The organism is Sphingomonas sp. A2-49 (assembly GCF_025548555.1).
Taxonomy (GTDB): Bacteria; Pseudomonadota; Alphaproteobacteria; order Sphingomonadales; family Sphingomonadaceae; genus Sphingomonas.
Genome location: NZ_JAJLPA010000006.1, coordinates 38,077 through 54,890, shown reverse-complemented (window position 1 = coordinate 54,890; position 16,814 = coordinate 38,077). Strand labels below are relative to the sequence as shown.

The following is a 16,814-nucleotide window of genomic DNA, read 5'->3' as shown; positions in this document are numbered from 1 at the left end:
CATACCGGCATGAATAGGCCAGTCGAGCGAGAGGCGGGGGCCATCAAGGCACGCCTTCATATTGGTGAACGGCTTGAAGTGGCCATGTCGATTTTGATGCAGAATGGCTTCGCTTGTGAGGTGCTCGACAAAAAAATTGCTGACCCTCGCCAACTTTCCCTGCTCTGCCGAAAAATGTTCGTAGATAATAGATGGTGGGGATTAACGGAGTACCATGACATCCGTGTGCTTGTTGATGTTAACGCAAAAAATATCGTCACATCTGTCGATGTGAGTATTATTTGGGGCGGCTTAAGGGGCTTGTAGTCCAAGCTAATTCAAAAATTGGACGAAGTTATGTTGGCTTGAAGCTGCCATCGGCAACCGACCGATGTCTCGCCAAACGGCATCGGACGGACACCCACGCACCGCTAACGTCCAGTTGCGGCGGGGGACCATATGGCGATCGAGCGGCTGTGGCTTCCGCTCCAATCAAGCGCCTTGCGAATCGTTCTTCCTTTGTTCCATATCCAATCGGCGAGGAACGGGAGTCGAGACGATGCGCCACGATATGCAGCTACGCGCCGCCGCTAGGGCGATTTATGACGAGTGCTATCCAAGCGAGGAATGGAGTGCGCTGCCGTTCGAGGATGCCGAGCGGTTTGGCACTGTCCATTACAGGCAGGCCGTAGGAGCCGCGCAGAGGGCGAAGGCCGTGCTGTCGACGGACGAAGTGCAGTTGCTACTAGCTGCCGTCCTGTGACGCCGTATGGCAGCCGATGCCGCATACGATCATATTAACAGGAAGCTGCGCAACCTCGAACATTGCGCGCTGCATCGGCGAACCATCACGGTCACCTGCCGCTGCTGCAAACGAGTCCGACGCTTCGACGCTGTGGCCCTTTGGTGGCTTTTCCAGCTTCGCGGATGGGATGATGGGCTACCGGACGCTGCCAAACGGTTTCGCTGCTCTAGCTGCCCTGTAGCGCGCCCTAAAGGCACGATAGACTGCCAGATTACCCGCGACCGCCCTGATGACGAACAGCCGCCGTACCCCGATGACAAGACGTGGAAGAGGCTAGTGTCGCGATATCGTTCGTAATGTCCGCTTCTGGGCGAAAGCGGAATGTCCGCTTCTGGTGGAGGCTGTGTGGAAACGGCTGTGCGCATTGGTTGAGTCGATGCGCGCGGGTTGGCCGTTCAGGCCTGCATTGCTGCGATGAGCCTTGGCACGCCGAGGAGGGCGATGGCGCGCTTGATGTTGTAAGCGAGGATGTGGAGGCTGGCCTCGGTCGCGACGTTCCCGAGCCTTCGTGTCTTGAAGTGGCTTCGGCCCATCCAGTCTTTCAGAGTGCCGAAAACGTGTTCCACCGTTCGTCGTCGCACGCGCATGGCATCGGGCCAGCGGTCGAGCCGGGCCTGCATGGCCTCGACCACCTCTTCATGCTCCCATCTCTTGATACGCCGTTCGATGCCGGCGGTGCAGTTCGCCTTTACAGCGCAGCGGAAGCGACAGGCGGGCGTCGCATAGCCATGGAGCGTCAGCCCATGTTCCAGACTGGAGAAGCGCCTGGTCAGGGTTTCGCCGGCAGGGCAGCGATAGGTATCGGTATCGGGTTGGTAGACGAAATCCTGCTTGCCGAAGCGCCCCTTTCCCTTGGCGCCCGAGGTCAGTGGCTTGGGGCAGATCGCCACGACGCTGGCCTTCTCGCAGGCCAGCACCTCCGGGCCCGAGAAGTACCCGCGATCGGCCAGTACGGTGAGCGTATCGACGCCGGTCGCGTCGCGCGCCTGCTGCCCCATGCTCGCCAGCGACGTGCGGTCGTGACCAAGATTGATCACTTCGTGCGCCACGACGATGTGAGTGTCCGCGTCGACCGCTGCCTGGAGGTTGTAGCCGACAAGGCCTGTGCCACCTCCCGCCGATGCCATTGCGCGCGCGTCCGGGTCGGTCAGCGAGATCTGCCGGTCGGGCGCGGCCACGACTGCCTGCTCCATGGCTTCCAGGTCGCGCATCTGCCGGCGCAAGGCATCCAGCCGCGTCGTCAGCCGCGCGGTGCGCAACCCGGACGCCTCGCCCTCCTGCCGGTCGGCGGTGTCGAGCATGCCGAGATAACGCTGGATGCTGGCATCGACCTGTTCCATCCGGCGCCGGATCGTGACAGGCGTGAAGTTCCGGTCGCGCGCATTCACCGCCCGCAGCCGACTGCCATCCACCGCCACCGTACCGCCCGCGATGAGACCCAGGTTGCGGCAGACCAGGACAAAGCGCCGGCATGCCGCCTGTATCGCTGCACCATGATCGCGGCGGAAGTCGGCGATGGTTTTGAAGTCAGGCGCGAGCTTGCCTGTGAGCCACATGCATTCGACGTTGCGACCCGCCTCGCGCTCCAGCCGCCGGCTCGAATGCACCTGGTTGAGGTAACCGTAGACGTAGAGCTTGAGCATGGTCGCCGGATGATAACCCGGTCGCCCCGTCGCGGCTGCTGCGCCAAAGCCCAGCTCGCTCAAGTCCAACTCGTCCACGAACATGTCGACCACCCGAACCGGGCTGTCCGCGCCTACATAATCGTCAATGCAGTCCGGCAGCAGCAGCCTTTCCCGCCGGTCGCTCCCCTCGATGAAACGGCTCATCCCAGCACCTCCATCAGCGCCAGAACTCTACCACATCAGCACGTTTTCACACAGCCTCGGTGGAAAGCGGACGTTGGCAACCTACAAGCCGAGACCCGAAACATCCTTCGGCTTTGACTTGCTGTAGGTGGCTCCCTCCGTCCAGCTGCCAGCAGCATCGCGAGACAGATAGTCCTCGTTGCGCCAGTTGTTGTGAGGCCCGGATCGGGGCCGCGATGAGCCGCGCGCGGCGAAGAACGCAACCAAGGCGACGATCACCACACCGCCGAAAAGCAAGACGAGGCTCATAGGATCTATATGGCTGATCCGCTGAATGTCCGCTACTGGGCGAAAGCGGAAGGTCCGCTTTTTGGGCGGAAGCGGTCATTGGCATCGCGAACGGTAAATGGCACCCTAGCCCCATGTGCAACCTCTACAATCTGAAGGCCTCGCCCCATGACATTGCGGCTGCCTTCGTTGCCGTGGAGGCGCTAGGAGTCGCCCTAGCGAAGGATTATGTGTCGCCGGGTCGGTCGGGCCTTGTCGTCACAGGTTCGGCGGCGGACAGGCAGCTACAGGCTATGCGGTGGGGCTTTCCCCCGCCCCAAGGCGTCCGCAACCCCGTCGTCAACGTCCGCAACTACGTGAGCCCGTTTTGGCGCTCGGCACTAGCCAATCCCGATCGGCGTTGCATTGTACCCGTAACCAGCTTTCAAGAGTGGAGCGTCGATCCCGATCCAACTACGGGCAAGAAGAGGCCCTATTGGTTCTCTGTGCCATCGCGTCCGATTTTTGCATTCGCAGGAGTGTGGCGACCTACAGGGGATGCTCCCGCCTATGCCTTCCTCACCACCGGCTATGAGGACGACCCTTCAACCCACTTGGTCGGCGCAATCCATCCGAAGGCCATGCCTGTCGTCTTGCATGAAGAGGATTACGACAGGTGGCTACAGGCACCGGTTGAGGACGCTTTGACGTTGGCGACGCCTTACCCATCGCAGCTTATGGCGGTCCTATGACAAAGCCGTTTGCATTGCCCGCCGTGATCGATGCCGACTACGTTAAGCGCCTGATGCTCGCGCCGAAAGCGGAGGCCGTAAAGACGTCCAGAGCAGCCCTACAGCGACGATGACGCCTTCTTCGGCTCTGATACTAGCAAACGCGATCCTCATACTGCTGGCGAGCGTCCTAGAGCGGTCTAGCGCCTGTTCTACCCCGCAAGGAATGCGCAAGGCTGGCGAGGCGGAGATCCGTAAGCCGCGTCCCAACCTTAAACAGCAGCATGCTAGGGGTTGGCGATGTTTCGCCTATGCGAAGCTTCCGACGATTATCGGCCTTGCCTAAATCGATAGTCCATACGACACCGAGTTTATGCCACGGGAACCGCTGCGCTCTCTAACTTCGCGCCTCCCCGAGCCGCAGCAAGCGGAAGAAATGATGCTCACCCTGCATAGGGAGAGTGATAGAACAGCGGCTATCGTTGGGGCGTCTATGGTCGAGTCAGCCTTGGAGGAGCTAATAACATCATCGCTGAAAAGCGAGGCAACCGATATTGCAGAGAAGCTCTTCGAAAATCGGGGGCCGCTGTCGGATTTTAACTCTAAGATCGTCGTAGCACAGGCCTTCTCCGTAATAACTGATAGAATGGCTGACGACCTACAACGGATCAGGAAGGTTAGAAACTGCTTTGCCCACGCTAGGCTTCTTATTGACTTCGAGAACCCCCTAATAGCTCGCGAGGTATCGGAGCTAGCTGCCGTAGTCGCAGTGCGATCAACAGAGCATAACTATCCTGTGGGAAGCAAATTTCCTTACAATAGCCACAAGACGTCGTTTGGGCTAAGTTGTTATACCTTTGTCAAGCTGCTGGCTGCACCTAATCGGATGACGGATCCCCGGGGCTTAACGGATGAAGGTTTGCGCCATGCATATGCAGCATCCGGTGGGGAAGCCGGTGATCCGTTCGCCGATGCCCTTGCTGGCGAGATCGAGCGGCGCAATTTGGACATTTAATTTGCACACTTATCTTACTCTTCCGAATGTGCAGAAACTTACAGCTCCGAAGTCCTAGAAAGGCATTGTCGTCGCCGTACCGGTCCGTCCAGGATGTCGGCTCTGATTTTCCGCCATCCTCACACTTGAAAATCGCTAGCCGATGATCGCGCAACCCAACTACGGCAAGCGCGCAAATAAGGCCCGTGTGAGCGAGATGGCATGGGTTGGCTACTCCTGTAGCATCTTCACCCCTTTCGGCGCTCTAAGGGGCCTTAGCGTCCGTTTTTAAGCTATATCATACCACCGGGCTTACGCTTTGGTCCGATAATGCTTCAAGAATTGCGCCCATATCGCATCCTACTGCGTTATCCCCGCCGGTGTGACCCTGTATGGCGTTGGCGTAGCGTATGGACGACACGGACGAACTAATTGCCCTTGTTTACGGACAAGGGTTCAAAACCGGTGTCGATCCCGAAGGTACGCGCCTTGACTGTCCGTTCTGCAATGACCGGTTGGAGCTATGCCGTGCTTGGCTCGCGGGATTCAGCACCGGACGCATGACGCGGAAGGCGAATGGCTGAATCAGTGTCGGCGGGCTACATGCTGCGGTCTGGTCCTCGGTGAACGGACTGATGGTTGCTGCGCCGGTATGTGGGGTGGGGCCATTGCACTATTGACGTATGGGGGCGTCGGTAACAACCCGCGATGATGCCTATAAGCCGCGTGGAGAGGGCCTTTGCCTAATTAAGCTACCCACGTAGCCCGTACGCTCACTTCGCCATCCTGCGGCCATCCTGGGGCGATTTAGCCGATATGCGCGGTTATCGTGCGCATTCGAGGCGCTTGTTATCGCCGAAGCGCGAAATGTTTTAGGCAATCTTACCGCGTGGCAAGCTTACGTTTCTTCGCTCCTACCATTCTCTAGACGACGTTACGTTATTTCCCCCTTCACCCCTTTCCTTTACTAACCTCTACCCGTATGAGGAGAGAAGGAGGAGGGGGGAGAAGAGAGAGATAAGAAAGGAAATATAGGAAAAAAAAAGAAATAATCCTTTAATAATATTTTTTTTCTAGATAATATATTAGGCTACGATGGGCATTAAGCCCGTGTAATGCGAGAAAGACTCTCTTAAAACCTCTTTAGCTAACACGACCTGTTTGACGGGTACGCGGACCGCGTCATGAATCGGCAAGCAAGGAACGTTATACTCGAAAGCAAGGCGTTCGATCGTACGGATGACGATCTGACTTTCGATAAAAAATAGGTCCGCCCATGTGTAGATGCTCTCTACCCATTCTCCTACAATTGGGATATTGGTTAGGACCTCTTCTTTGACGCTTGCTATGGGATGTGTCTTTCTAACATTGTTGTGACCCTTTTCTTCTAACCTATCGATTGCCTCTTGCGGCCAGCGGGTATGATACTGTCCGTAGCCGATGGTGAGGTTAACCCACGCTTTTACGATGTCCCGGTGAATAGACGGGCCGGCATAAGGATCGTTCTTGCCAGAGAAGGGGCGCTTTAGGAGGTAATGAACGATGGTAAGAAAGCAGGCAGAGATATCGACCTCGATAGTTGATAGGCCATTTATCGTTATATGATCCCGATCAGCTCTTTCGAAGCTTTGATAGGCAGCGTAAACTCTACCACCTTTTGTATAGTTGTGGCCCGGCGCGTCGCCAAGATTGAATCCCCGGTATAGCGCGATATCCAGCCTATCTTGCTTGGGTCCGATCACTGTTTGGCGATGCACATACTCATTAATCCGCCTAATTTGATTTACGTGGCCAGCGACCACGGGATTCGCCGTGTCGACTTTGAGTTTCTTACCGCGACGAGGCTTGCCCCTATCCTTATCTAAAGTCGCTCGAAGCTGGACAGGCGGAATGTCGTCCATAGCAGGCTTGTATTGGAAGTGCTTTTCCCTGTCGGCAACGGTGATCCCATGCACCGATAGGTAATCGGTGAGCTTAGGGGTGACGTAGATGCGCGTGACCGATCCTAGGCGCTCCCTCCAAGCAGATTCACCTCCCCCGGTGGTAACGTACCCGTGGCGGATCATATCGTTGAGGGCGCGATTGAAGGGCCTGTAGCCGATACCTCCGCTAGGAAAATCGCTGGCGCGAAGCGGCCGATAGCATCCGAGCGGTGGGCTATGCGAGGCAGCGCGAGCAAGCTCGGCCACCATGGCTCCGAGGGCCAAGTGGTATTCGGCGCTAGCCGTCTTCCGATTCCCCCTTAAGTCAGTGATGTCGTTAGCGAGGCCTGTGATGGTGGATACCGCCACGGCGCTTTTAGTCCGCGAGCTAAGGTACATGCGGGCGGTAGGCGCATCCCGATCAAACGGACTATTGGCAGACGGCGCCACAAGCGAAAGTGAGGTGGCGGGTAGGGTAGTTGCGGTTTTCATTTTAGCTCCAAATGCGGCGGAATGCCGCAGGAGCCAGGCTAAATGACAGGAAAATCGGGGTGGGCAACAGCTAGTGATCTACAATTCACACGCTTTTATGTTGCCACATGTTAAGTAAACTTTATGGTATGTTAAGAAAGATTAGTTTAGTATCGTGTTAATATGCACGCATGACCGACGATACTTAACTTGATTAGTGGTGACGATACTAATGTCCTTTTGGTGGGGGCTTTTCATCTAATAGTTAGACCGGCTTGTTAGCTACGGATGCGGGGGATAAATACGATCCTCACAGATCATCCTTGCGATGTCTAGTGAGGGGTTCGAGCCCCCGCACTCCTTAGTATTTACGAAGCTCGTAAATCGAGTGCGCGAACCTACAGCCCTGGCAGGGTGGCTCCGGTCGCCGCAGACGGCGCTGCACCAACCTTGCGGCGCTTTCTGCGCCTTCTGCGGGCACGCGGAAACGAGGGGGCTTTCCTTATGACCGAGCCGTGCCGCAGGTAGCCCGCATGAAACAACCAGTACGGCCCTACCTCATAGATAAGCCAGCTTCGCGCTTGCGCCTCTTTGATAACGCGAGCGGGTGACGAGTTCTTTTTGATGCTGGCCAGACTCCTACGAACCGGTCCGCCGTTTTTGGCTACCACGGAGGAGTCGAAGATATCGGATACCCAAGTTCTGCTCGGCTTTCGCCTTAGTAAACTCATTTACAGTACCCCCTGACGAATAAAGGCGTCGAGGTCAGCAAGCCAGTAAAAGCAGCGACCGGCAACCTTAACGGGTCGGGGGCCAAAGCCTTTTAGCTTCCAATTGGCTAAGGTGGCAGGGCTAAGCCCCAGGTAGCGCGCAGCATCGGCGCGACTTAGACGCCCGTCGGGCGTCGCGCAAGTGTTGACTCCAGTCAAAATTGATACTCATAGTTGCGGCGCGGTCGATTCCGGCCGACGATTCGCGCTCTAAGTGAGCCAAAGTTTCGGCACAACAGCTTGTAAGCGTAGTTATTGATGCGTAGTCTTTAAGTGGGTTTCTTAAGGCGCGATAGTAGCGACTAATTTGCTGATAGATTTGTTTGGGTGTATCTTATGGCGCGTTCTTTCCCAAAATTAAGTCGTAGAAATATTAGCGCTCTGACCGCCGGCCAAAGGCTGACCGAGGGCGGAATAACGGTAGAGCGTACCGCGAGCGGCGACCTCGTCTACCGGGTGGCTGCAATGGTGGACGGGCAGCGCATACACCGCACCGTGGGAAGGGAGAGCGAGGGGGTTACCCGCGAGCAGGCGGAGCGATTGATCGAAACGCTTCGTACCCGGGCGCGCGAGGATCGCCTCGACCTACCTACGGGGCGTAAAATGGCTCCGTCCTTCGTATCCGGTGCGGCGGCCTACATCGGAAGGTTATCCGCAGAAGGCGGTAAGGGGATTGAGCGCAAATCCCGGCATATCGAAATGCGTTTGCAACCGTTCTTCGGATCGTTCCGTATCGATTCGGTAAGCGAGTCGAGCGTACGCGAGTTTGTACAGCTTCGGCGACGCGGCGGTGCCAAGGCTGGCACGATCAACCGGGAGTTGGCCACCCTATCTCACATGCTGCGCAAGCTCGCTCGGTGGGGAGTAATCGCTAAAGATAAGGTCCCTACTATCGAGCGACTTCGTGAAGGCGCTGGGCGGATCGTTGCGCTGTCTGATGGCGAATGCACCGCTTTATTGAAGGCGGCTAGGGAAGACCAGGACGGTGACGTTTGGCTTTTCGTATTGATATGCCTCCAAACGTCAATGCGGCATGGAGAAGCGCGACGCCTCCGGTGGGAGCACTACGACGCGAATCGCAGGCGCTTGTTTATTCCAGAAGCTAAAGCAGGAGAGCGCGATCAGCCAATCCCGCCTCAACTAGCTGCGGTGCTAGATGATGAACTGCGACGTAGAGGGGTTTTAGGGGGGTATATTTTCGCGGGCGGGACAGGAAGCACAACAGGCTACCGGCATACATTTCGAAAAGCATTCCAACGCTCGGTAGTGCGCGCTGGTTTGGATCCGATGAAGGTCACGCCCCACGTAATGCGTCACACAGCGATAACCAGATTAGTGAAAGCGGGTATCGACTTGCCAACCATTCAGCGGGTTAGCGGCCATAAAACGTTATCGATGGTGCTGCGATATGCCCACGTAGATGGGGTGCATATCGATAGCGCGATCAATCATCTGGGCATCGCGATGCCATCGTCAGGCTAGCCCTAACAGCCCGCGCCTAATTACACAGGAATTACAGACGGCCCGTGGGGCAGCGGCATTATGTCCGCTAAGTCATTGAAAAGGTGGTGCCCGGGGACGGATTCGAACCGCCGACACTGCGATTTTCAGTCGCATGCTCTACCAACTGAGCTACCCGGGCAGGGTGGAAAGCGAGCGTGCTCGCGTTCGGAAGCGCGGCCTTTAGTCAGGTCGATCGGTGCTGTCCAGCCCGTCTTGCTCGTCATCGCGCACCGGAACGCGATATCCTTCGCGCAGCCATTGCAACAGGTCGCGGTCGCGGCACCCGCGCGAACAGAAGGGGGCGTGTTCGGGGGTCGCCGCTCTGGCGCAGATCGGGCATCGGCTGGTGGTCATGCGCAGTCCAACTGGTGGGTAACGCCGGTACGGCGGGCGAGCTCCGCCAGCCAGTCGGGCCGGGCGGAGAGCCGGGCATGGACGGCGGGCGACAGGCGGTGGCGGAGCGGGCTGCCCGGCGGATCGCGTTCGAGGCGACGCAGCATCGCCAGCGCCGCCGCACCGGCCGGGTCGGCGCGCAGCAGTTCGGGCAGCGACGCACGGGGGCGCGGGCGGACGATCTGGAGAAACCCGAAGCCGTTGACGGCTGTGCGCTCGAACGGCGGCGGCAGGGCGGCATCGACCGCATCGGCGATCGCCTGGCGCGCGGCCTTGCCGGTCAGCGTCGGAAAGTCGACGCCGATCGATCCGCCGATGCCGTGGCGGCGGATCGCGGCGGCGACCGCGCGCGCGGCGGCGATGGCGAGGGGTTCGAGCGGCGGGGGGCCGTCGACGTCGAACAACGTCATCGCCGGGGTCGGCGACAGCCGCAGGCTCCCGAGCGCGAAGGCGATTTCGCCCCCGGTCGCTTCCTCCAGCAGCTCGGACCAGCCCGCCGCCTCGAGCGCATCGGGCTCGTGCGCGCGGATCGTGCGGACGGGATGCGGGCCCGCCGACAGCCGCGCGAGCAGGTCCGGACCGGGGCGGGGCGGGGCGTCGGTCGCTACCGCCCGCGCCGGCTTGGGCCTGCCGGGTTCGGGGATCGATTCGCGGACGACCTCGACCGTCAGCGTCGCGCCCTTGGTCGCGCCGGCGGGAATGCGCGCGATCACCGCGTCGGCGCCGCCCACGTCCAGCCGGCCCATGCCGCCCGCGGTCAGTTCGACGAGACGTGCCGGCGCGACGGTGCCGAGGCGGAGCGCGGCGGGGCGCTCGATCGCGGCTTCGACGATGACGCCATCGTCGACGAGAGCGGCACGCGCTTCGCCGATCCCGGCCTCGTACAGCCACTCAGGCAAGCGGCAGGCCGGCGGCGCGCAACAGGGCGCGGGTTTCGGTGAGGGGCAGGCCGATCACGCCCGAATGACTGCCGTGGATGAAGCGGACGAACGCCTCGGCGCGGCCCTGGATGGCATAGCCGCCTGCCTTGCCCAATCCTTCGCCGCAGGCGACATAGGCGTCGATCTCCGCCGTGGAGAGCGGGCGGAAGGCGACGATCGTGGCGGACAGGCGGGTGCGCTCGGTGCCGTCGGGCGCGATCACGCAGACCGCGGACAGCGCATGGTGGCGCCGTCCCGACAGCAGGCCGAGCAGGTGGCGCTGCACCCCCTCGGTCTCGGCCGGGGGCAGGATCCGGTTGCCCAGTGCGATCGTGGTGTCGCCCGCGATCACCACCTCGCCCGGTGCACGCGCGACCGCGCGCGCCTTTTCGATCGCGAGCCGCAGCGCATAGGCGCGGGGCCGCTCGCCCCGGTGCGGGCTTTCGTCGATCGCCGGCGCGGCGATGCGATCGGGCACGCAGCCAAGGCGCGCCAGCAGGTCGCGCCGGCGCGGCGAGGAGGAAGCGAGGACGAGCTGCAAGGGAACCAGCGGCATGGACGCCGCCCGGCTGCTTATTGCGGGCCGGGGCCGCCGCGGCCGGGCATGAAGCGATAGGTGATCCGCCCCTTGGTCAGGTCGTACGGGGTGAGTTCGACCAGCACCTCGTCGCCCACCAGCACGCGGATGCGGTTCTTGCGCATCTTGCCCGCGGTGTGCCCGAGGATCTCGTGATCGTTTTCGAGCTGGACACGGAACATCGCGTTGGGGAGCAATTCCACCACGCGGCCGCGCATCTCGAGCAGTTCTTCCTTGGCCAAAAATCAACCTCTGTTCGCGTCTGTCGGGCGCGCCCATAGCGCAGGCGGCCGAAAAAGGGAAGCAATCCGGGCGGAACGGACGGGCGACGTCCCGGCCGCGTCGCGCATGGCTGCCGTACCGATCGGATATGGGCATGTTGGCCTTGGCGCGCAATCCGGCGGTCGTGTCCGATCACGTCCGGCCGGCGGGGGACAGGGCATCGCGGGATGGCCGCGCGCGTGCGATATGCGATAGCGCGGCGCCATGATCGTCGCGCTCCTTTTCGTCGCCGCCTTCCTCGCCTTCGTCGTCAGCGCGGTCGCCGGCGGCGGTGCCGGGCTGGTCCTGGTGCCGCTGCTGCGGCTGATCCTGCCCGTCGTATCGATCCCCGGCGCGCTGTCGATCGGCACCGCGGCCAGCGCGATATCGCGCATCTGGCTGTTCCGCCGCCATATCCGCTGGGACGTCGTCCGTCGCTTCGTGCCGACCGCGCTGCCCGCCGCCGCGATCGGCGCGTGGCTGCTGACCCGATTCGAGCCGGCCTATGTCGAATTCCTGCTCGGCTGCTTCCTGTTGCTCAACCTGCCGGCGCTGTTCCGGCGCGGTCCGGATGCGACGCCGGAACCGCCGCTGCCGCTCGCGCGCCTGCCCTGGCTCGGCGCCGCGGCCGGCCTGCTGTCGGGCTTCACCGGCGCGGTCGGCGTCGTCTTCAACCGATCCTATTACCGGATGGGCCTCGGCAAGGACGAGATCGTGGCGACGCGCGCGACGAACGAGGTGCTGCTGCACCTGCTCAAGATCGCGCTCTACGCCGGCTTCGGCCTGCTGCCCCGCTCGGCGCTGGTCGCGGGCGCCCTCGTCGCCACCGCCGCTCTGCTGGCGTCGCTGGCCGCGCGACATGTCCTGTCGTGGCTGCGCGAGAGCGTCTTCCGGCGCGCCGGCCTGATCGCGATGGTCGTGTCGGGGGTCGCGATGTTCAGCCTGTCGGGCACCCGCATCATGACGATCCACCGCGCATGGGTCGCCTATGTGGCCCCCGGCGACGAACGCGAGGTCCAGCTGTATTGGGGCGGGCTGCGCCAGGCCGCGATCGAGCGCGAGGAAGACGGTCGGCTCGTCGTCGAACGTGTCGTGCCCGTCTCCGGACTGCCGCCGGCGGTCCGCGCTGCGCTCCCCGCGATCGCCGCACCCCGCGACATCGTCATGATCGAGGAGGTCCGCGGACAGGGGCGTTATTTCGAGGTCTACTGGCGGCGCGGCGGCATCGTCCGCAAGGCGGAGGTGACGCCCGACGGCCTGCCCCGCCATCGCGCCCTGCGCTGACGCCCGTCGCCCCGATCGTCGTCGGGCCGCCTTACGCCTACAGCAGCGACCCCTGTCGCCCCGTATCCTCGCGCGCGGCGCGGCGGAAGGCGGCGGTGGGGTCGGGGTAGGGCAGGTCGGGGCGTTTGCCGGCGAACAGGTCGGCGACGGTCAGGATCTGGAGCCGGGCATAGGTGCGGCCGAAGCCGTCCTCGAACCGGCCGACTGCGGTCGCTTCGCGCAGCATCGGGCGGGTCGGCGGCACGCGGGTGACGAACACGCCGATCGGCGCGCCCTCGCGCGTCATCGCGGAATGCAGGTCGCGGATCATCGTGACCCCGACATTGTCGCCGCCCTTCACCGACACGATCGCCTTGTCGGTCCGCCTGCCGTCGGGCTTGAAGTAGATGAGGCCGTCGATGCCGCCGTCGGCGCCCTTCTTGCGACCGCCATAGGGGACCGCGTCGATCATCGACACCGCCCACCATTGGAACTGGTATTTGTCGCGACGGGCGAGATCCTCGGCGGATGCAATGTCCTTGGGCGTGCCCTCGACGGTGAAGGCGGCGTCGGGGAAGGCGGCCTGCATCCGCTTCTCGATCAGCGATATGGCAAGGTGGGTGACGTCGATGCCGATCCAGTGGCGCCCGAGTTTCTGCGCGGCATGGATCGCGGTGCCGCAGCCGCAGAAGGGGTCGAGCACGACGTCGCCCTCGTTGGACGAGGCGGCGACGATCCGTTCGAGCAGGGCCACCGGTTTCTGGGTCGGATACCCGAGACGTTCATGCGACGACGCGTTGATGATCGGCAGGTCCCACCAGTCGCCGAGGCGAACGCCCTCCGACAGGTAGATCCTGTACGGTTCCTGATCCCGACGCTTCTGCCACCGGAACCATCGGCCGTCCTCATCCTGCTTGTAATGCGAATCGCGCTGGCCGGACGATTCGCCATACGGCACCCGGACGTCGTTGAACGTGCGGGTGTCCGACTTGCTGTAGAAGAGCAACGTATCGTGCAGGCGCTGATAGCGATTGCTCGCGGCGGTATAGCGTCGATAGCACCAGACGATCTCGTTCGCGAATTGGCGTTTGCCGAAAACGCCGTCCAGCAGCAGTTTCAGGTAGTGGCTCGCGGTCGGGTCGCAGTGCAGATACAGGCTGCCGCTGTCCTTGAGGACGCGGTGCAGTTCCAGCAATCGCACGGCCATCATCGTCAGATACGCCATCATGTCGTTCTCGCCGAGAAACCGGCGCATGGCGTTGAGCAGGTCGAACGTCGCGACGTGGCCGCTCCTGCCGACCTGGTCGAAGGCGTCTTCCGCACTGTCGTTCCAATGCCAGGTGTCCTGGAACGCCTCGATCTGCGCGTCCGAGCCGGTGCCGGCGGGGGATTTGAAGAGGATGTTGTAGCTCGCGTTCGAATTGAACGGCGGGTCGAGGTAGATCAGGTCGACGCTGGCATCGGCGACATGCTCGCGCAGGACGCGGAGGTTGTCGCCGTAATAGAGGTGGTTGTCGGGTCGGTTGCGCATGCGGCCATTGTGCCGGGGGGCGCGACGGCGTGGGCGAAGGGCTGCTCCGTTCCGGCGGCTTCGCGGGCACAGATGGCGCGGAAACGGATGCGCCCGCCGGCCCGCGTCAGGCCGGGTTGTGCTGTGCCAGGAACGCCCCCATCGCCTTCAGGAATTCCAGCCGGTCCTCGCTGCGGGTGAAATGATGGTCGCCGAGCGGCTGTTCGATATAGCGATAGGGCGCTCGTCTCCCCGGGGGCGACCGTCCCCACGGCCGCCGGCGGTTCAGGCTAGCAAAGCCGCAGCGCGCTGCAAGGGCCCCGATCCGGTCCCGCCGCGGGACACGGAGCGGGGCCGCGCGCCGGTCAGCCGGTGCCGCCGCTCGCGGCGAGCGCGGCGAGCAGGAGCAACGCGACGATATTGGTGATCTTTATCATCGGATTGACCGCGGGACCTGCGGTGTCCTTGTACGGATCGCCGACGGTGTCGCCGGTCACCGCAGCCTTGTGCGCTTCCGATCCCTTGCCGCCGTAATTGCCGTCCTCGATATATTTCTTGGCATTGTCCCAGGCGCCGCCGCCGCTGGTCATCGAGATCGCGACGAACAGGCCGGAGACGATGACGCCGAGCAGCATCGCGCCGAGCGAGGCGAAGCCCTGCGCCTGGCCGGCGACCGCGGTGATGATGAAGTACAGGGCGATCGGGCTGACCACCGGCAACAGGCTGGGAACGATCATCTCCTTGATCGCCGCGCGGGTGACGAGGTCGACGGTGCGGCCGTAATTGGGGCGGCTGGTGCCTTCCATGATGCCGGGATTGTCGCGGAACTGGCTGCGCACCTCCTCGACCACCGCGCCCGCCGCGCGGCCGACCGCGGTCATGCCGAACGCGCCGAACAGATAGGGCAGCAGCGCGCCGAGCAGCAGCCCGACGATGACATAGGGGTTGGACAGGCTGAAATCGACGGTGACGTCGGGGAAATAGGTCTTGAGGTCCGTCGTGTAGGCGCCGAACAGCACCAGCGCGGCGAGCCCCGCGGATCCGATCGCATAGCCCTTGGTCACCGCCTTGGTCGTGTTGCCGACCGCGTCGAGCGCGTCGGTGCGCTGGCGGACGTCGTCGGGCAGGCCCGCCATCTCGGCGATGCCGCCCGCATTGTCGGTGACCGGGCCATAGGCGTCGAGCGCCACCACCATCCCGGCGAGCGCCAGCATCGCCGTCGCGGCGAAGGCGATGCCGATGATGCCGGCGAGCTGATAGGTGGCGATCACCGCGACGACGATCACCAGCGTCGGCAGCGCGGTCGATTCGAGGCTGATCGCAAGGCCCTGGATGACGTTGGTGCCGTGGCCGGTCTGGCTGGCAGCGGCGATCGACTTCACCGGGCGATAGTTGGTGCCGGTGTAATATTCGGTGATCCAGACGATCAGCCCGGTGACGGCGAGGCCGATGACCATGCACCAGAACAGGTCCATGCCGGTGAAGCTCGCGACCGTTTCCACCGTGCCCGCGGGCGTGTCGACCCCGGTCGTCAGGTCGTCCGACACGGCATCGAGGAAGCCGGCGCTGCCGATCGTGCGATTGAGATCGCCGAGCACATATTGCGTCGCCAGATAGATCGCCGGGATCGACAGCAGCGCCGACGTCCAGAACCCCTTGTACAGCGCCCCCATGATGCTGCCCTTGCCGAGCCGCACCATGTAGGTGCCGATGATCGAGGTGATGATGCACACCCCGCCGACGAGCAGCGGCAGCGTCATCAGCCGCATCAGTTCGGCCGCGTCCGCGCGGATCAGCAGCGCGATCGAGATCATCGTGACGCCCAGCGTGACGACATAGGTTTCGAACAGGTCGGCGGCCATGCCCGCGCAATCGCCGACATTGTCGCCGACGTTGTCGGCGATCACCGCGGGGTTGCGGGGATCGTCCTCCGGAATGCCCGCCTCGACCTTGCCGACGAGGTCGGCGCCGACGTCGGCGGCCTTGGTGAAGATGCCGCCGCCGAGCCGCGCGAAGATCGAGATCAGCGACGCGCCGAACGCGAGCGCGGTCAGCGCCTCGACGATGATCCGGTCGTTGGGGGCGTGGCCGGCGGGGCCGGTCAGGTACCAGAAGAAGCTGCTGATCGCGAGCAGGCCCAGCCCGGCGACGAGCATGCCGGTGACCGCGCCCGATCGGAACGCCATCGTCAGCCCGCCCTGCAGCGAGGTGCGCGCGGCCTCCGCGGTGCGGACGTTGGCGCGGACCGAGATGTTCATGCCGACATAGCCGGCGACCCCGGAGAGCACCGCGCCGATGACGAAGCCGATCGTCGATATCGCGCCCAGCGCGAAGAACAGGATCACGGCGACGATGACGCCGACGATCGCGATGGTGGTATATTGGCGGCCCAGATAGGCCTTGGCGCCTTCCTGGATGGCGGCTGCGATGTCCTGCATCCGGGCGTCCCCGGGCGAGGCCCGCAAGACCTGTTGGCTGGTGACGAAGCCATAGACCACGGCGATGACGCCGCAGAGGATGGCGATGGCGACCGTGGTCATTCGCGCAAATCCCTTCTCCTGTTGACGCCCCGGACCGGTGTGACCCCGATCTCCTCGCGCTTGGGCGGGAGGCTATGGCGGCGATGCGGGGAGCGCAAGC

At 62.5% G+C, this 16,814-nt stretch carries 15 protein-coding genes and 1 tRNA gene; 6 read left to right on the top strand and 10 right to left on the bottom strand.

What is annotated here, in order from left to right; all coding sequences use genetic code 11:
- The first annotated feature begins 9 nt into the window (after positions 1 to 9).
- Positions 10 to 306: a hypothetical protein gene (locus LPN01_RS07865; RefSeq protein WP_262827824.1), complete on the top strand. Its 297-nt coding sequence runs from the start codon at positions 10 to 12 to the stop codon at positions 304 to 306.
- Positions 307 to 538: 232 nt separating this feature from the next.
- On the top strand, positions 539 to 742 hold the full coding sequence (locus tag LPN01_RS07860) for a hypothetical protein (RefSeq protein WP_262827822.1): 204 nt from the start codon (positions 539 to 541) through the stop codon (positions 740 to 742).
- A gap of 437 nt (positions 743 to 1,179) precedes the next feature.
- Here LPN01_RS07860 and LPN01_RS07855 read toward each other — a convergent pair whose 3' ends face one another.
- Together LPN01_RS07855 and LPN01_RS07850 are read right to left on the bottom strand one after the other, a co-directional pair.
- The gene (locus tag LPN01_RS07855; RefSeq protein WP_262827821.1) at positions 1,180 to 2,613 is read right to left on the bottom strand and encodes an IS1182 family transposase; all 1,434 of its coding nucleotides are present in this window, start codon (positions 2,611 to 2,613) and stop codon (positions 1,180 to 1,182) included.
- 81 nt (positions 2,614 to 2,694) lie between these two features.
- The gene (locus tag LPN01_RS07850) at positions 2,695 to 2,901 is read right to left on the bottom strand and encodes a hypothetical protein (RefSeq protein WP_262827820.1); all 207 of its coding nucleotides are present in this window, start codon (positions 2,899 to 2,901) and stop codon (positions 2,695 to 2,697) included.
- Positions 2,902 to 3,014: 113 nt separating this feature from the next.
- Between LPN01_RS07850 and LPN01_RS07845 the strand changes: the two genes are divergently transcribed.
- Both LPN01_RS07845 and LPN01_RS07840 read left to right on the top strand, forming a co-directional pair.
- Positions 3,015 to 3,611, top strand: coding sequence for an SOS response-associated peptidase (locus LPN01_RS07845; RefSeq protein ID WP_262827819.1), 597 nt, complete (start codon positions 3,015 to 3,017; stop codon positions 3,609 to 3,611).
- 415 nt (positions 3,612 to 4,026) lie between these two features.
- Positions 4,027 to 4,605 carry a hypothetical protein gene (locus tag LPN01_RS07840; RefSeq protein ID WP_262827818.1) on the top strand — a complete coding sequence of 193 codons (579 nt, stop codon included), beginning with the start codon at positions 4,027 to 4,029 and terminating at the stop codon, positions 4,603 to 4,605.
- Positions 4,606 to 5,669: 1,064 nt separating this feature from the next.
- On the opposite strand, the gene LPN01_RS07835 is transcribed toward LPN01_RS07840, so the two are convergent.
- Positions 5,670 to 6,998: a hypothetical protein gene (locus tag LPN01_RS07835; protein ID WP_262827817.1), complete on the bottom strand. Its 1,329-nt coding sequence runs from the start codon at positions 6,996 to 6,998 to the stop codon at positions 5,670 to 5,672.
- 1,085 nt (positions 6,999 to 8,083) lie between these two features.
- Between LPN01_RS07835 and LPN01_RS07830 the strand changes: the two genes are divergently transcribed.
- Positions 8,084 to 9,229 carry a tyrosine-type recombinase/integrase gene (locus LPN01_RS07830; RefSeq protein WP_262827816.1) on the top strand — a complete coding sequence of 382 codons (1,146 nt, stop codon included), beginning with the start codon at positions 8,084 to 8,086 and terminating at the stop codon, positions 9,227 to 9,229.
- Positions 9,230 to 9,313: 84 nt separating this feature from the next.
- Here LPN01_RS07830 and LPN01_RS07825 read toward each other — a convergent pair.
- The 5 genes from LPN01_RS07825 to infA all read right to left on the bottom strand — a co-directional run bounded on the left by LPN01_RS07825 (position 9,314) and on the right by infA (position 11,382).
- Positions 9,314 to 9,389: transfer RNA gene (locus LPN01_RS07825), tRNA-Phe, on the bottom strand.
- Between the two features lie 41 nt (positions 9,390 to 9,430).
- Positions 9,431 to 9,604: a DNA gyrase inhibitor YacG gene (locus LPN01_RS07820; protein ID WP_262827815.1), complete on the bottom strand. Its 174-nt coding sequence runs from the start codon at positions 9,602 to 9,604 to the stop codon at positions 9,431 to 9,433.
- Positions 9,601 to 10,542, bottom strand: a complete 942-nt coding sequence (locus LPN01_RS07815) for a ribonuclease (RefSeq protein ID WP_262827814.1) — start codon at positions 10,540 to 10,542, stop codon at positions 9,601 to 9,603. The genes LPN01_RS07820 and LPN01_RS07815 overlap by 4 nt, the downstream gene beginning before the upstream one ends.
- Positions 10,535 to 11,104 carry a Maf family protein gene (locus LPN01_RS07810; protein WP_262827898.1) on the bottom strand — a complete coding sequence of 190 codons (570 nt, stop codon included), beginning with the start codon at positions 11,102 to 11,104 and terminating at the stop codon, positions 10,535 to 10,537. The genes LPN01_RS07815 and LPN01_RS07810 overlap by 8 nt, the downstream gene beginning before the upstream one ends.
- 32 nt (positions 11,105 to 11,136) lie before the next feature.
- Complete coding sequence (infA, locus tag LPN01_RS07805; protein WP_017977808.1) at positions 11,137 to 11,382, bottom strand: translation initiation factor IF-1; 246 nt, start codon at positions 11,380 to 11,382, stop codon at positions 11,137 to 11,139.
- 244 nt (positions 11,383 to 11,626) lie between these two features.
- On the opposite strand from infA, the gene LPN01_RS07800 reads away from it, so the two are divergent.
- The gene (locus tag LPN01_RS07800) at positions 11,627 to 12,685 is read left to right on the top strand and encodes a sulfite exporter TauE/SafE family protein (RefSeq protein WP_262827813.1); all 1,059 of its coding nucleotides are present in this window, start codon (positions 11,627 to 11,629) and stop codon (positions 12,683 to 12,685) included.
- 37 nt (positions 12,686 to 12,722) lie between these two features.
- Here LPN01_RS07800 and LPN01_RS07795 read toward each other — a convergent pair whose 3' ends face one another.
- Both LPN01_RS07795 and LPN01_RS07790 read right to left on the bottom strand, forming a co-directional pair.
- Entirely contained in the window at positions 12,723 to 14,195 is a 1,473-nt protein-coding gene (locus LPN01_RS07795) for a DNA methyltransferase (protein WP_262827812.1), read from the bottom strand.
- A 344-nt stretch (positions 14,196 to 14,539) separates the two neighbouring features.
- Positions 14,540 to 16,714, bottom strand: a complete 2,175-nt coding sequence (locus LPN01_RS07790) for a sodium-translocating pyrophosphatase (RefSeq protein ID WP_262827811.1) — start codon at positions 16,712 to 16,714, stop codon at positions 14,540 to 14,542.
- Positions 16,715 to 16,814 lie beyond the last annotated feature (100 nt).